Genomic DNA, 1,461 nt, shown 5'->3' on the forward strand with positions numbered 1-1,461 from the left:
GTATAGAAAATAGTCGTTTATTTCGTAATATGTTTTTTTAAAAGGAAATTTTAGGAGAATCATGAAAGACAGTTTATAGAGGTTGGGGGTAAATGTTGTTTATATTGTCTTCAGACGGCCTTGTTGAGTGAGGTTTATAGTGTATTGGGTTTTAAAATTATAAAAAAACCTGCCTGAGTAATCAGGCAGGTTTCATTTGCTTGAAAGACAGATTAGTTTTTGTCTTGGTCAACCAGTTTGTTTTTAGCGATCCAAGGCATCATAGAACGCAGTTGTGCACCCACTTTTTCAATTTGGTGGTCGGCGTTCAGACGGCGACGGGCAGTCATGCTGGCGTAGTTGGTTGCGCCTTCTTGGATGAACATTTTCGCATATTCGCCGCTTTGAATGCGGTATAGCGCTTTTTTCATCGCAGCTTTGGTTGCAGGAGTCACTACTTCAGGGCCGGTAACGTATTCACCGTATTCGGCATTGTTGGAAATGGAGTAGTTCATGTTGGCAATACCGCCTTCGTACATCAGGTCAACGATCAGTTTCAGCTCGTGCAGACATTCGAAGTAGGCCATTTCTGGAGCGTAACCGGCTTCAACCAAAGTTTCAAAGCCGCATTTCACCAATTCAACTGCGCCACCGCACAATACGGCTTGTTCGCCAAACAGGTCGGTTTCGGTTTCTTCGCGGAAGTTGGTTTCGATTACGCCGCCTTTAGTGCCGCCGTTGGCTGCTGCGTAAGACAGGGCGATGTCTTTGGCTTTGCCGCTTTTATCTTGGTAAACGGCGATCAAGGAAGGTACGCCGCCGCCTTTCAGGAATTCGCTGCGTACGGTGTGGCCTGGGCCTTTAGGGGCGATCATGATAACGTCAAGGTCGGCGCGAGGTACGATTTGGTTGTAGTGTACGTTGAAGCCGTGAGCGAACGCCAATACTGCGCCTTCTTTCAAGTTAGGATCGATTTCGTTTTTGTATACGATAGGTTGGTTTTCGTCAGGCAACAGAATCATTACAACGTCGGCTGCTTTAGTTGCTTCAGCAACGGTGCGCACGTCGTGGCCGGCTGCTTCGGCTTTTTTCCAAGAGCTGCCTTGGCGCAGACCGATTACGACATTTACGCCGGAATCTTTCAGGTTTGCTGCGTGTGCGTGACCTTGTGAACCGTAGCCGATGATGGCAACGGTTTTGCCTTTGATCAGAGAAAGGTCAGCGTCTTTATCGTAATAAACTTGCATTTTATTTCCTTAGTGTAAGAGGGTTCCGGATAATCCGGGTTGAGTTAAAAGTAATAGGGGATTAGGCAGGGACTTGGTTCATCAAGACGATTTCCAATGCTTCGGTTTTTCCTTCGATGGATTTGACGAAGTTTTGGAAATGTTCGCTGGCATTGTGCTCATCAATAGCTGCTTGGGATTTCCAGCTTTCTACGAATACGAAACGGTTGGGTTTGCCGATTTCTTGGTGCAGGTC

The 1,461-nt window shown here is 46.7% G+C and carries 2 protein-coding genes; both read right to left on the bottom strand.

What is annotated here, in order from left to right; all coding sequences use genetic code 11:
• Positions 1-212 precede the first annotated feature (212 nt).
• Positions 213-1,226: a ketol-acid reductoisomerase gene (ilvC, locus tag ACTHUM_RS13940; protein ID WP_070459226.1), complete on the bottom strand. Its 1,014-nt coding sequence runs from the start codon at positions 1,224-1,226 to the stop codon at positions 213-215.
• A gap of 61 nt (positions 1,227-1,287) precedes the next feature.
• A partial coding sequence (locus ACTHUM_RS13945) for a putative quinol monooxygenase (protein WP_440403164.1) occupies positions 1,288-1,461 on the bottom strand: 174 nt, incomplete at its 5' end.

It is taken from the genome of Neisseria sp. P0021.S006 (assembly GCF_051956895.1).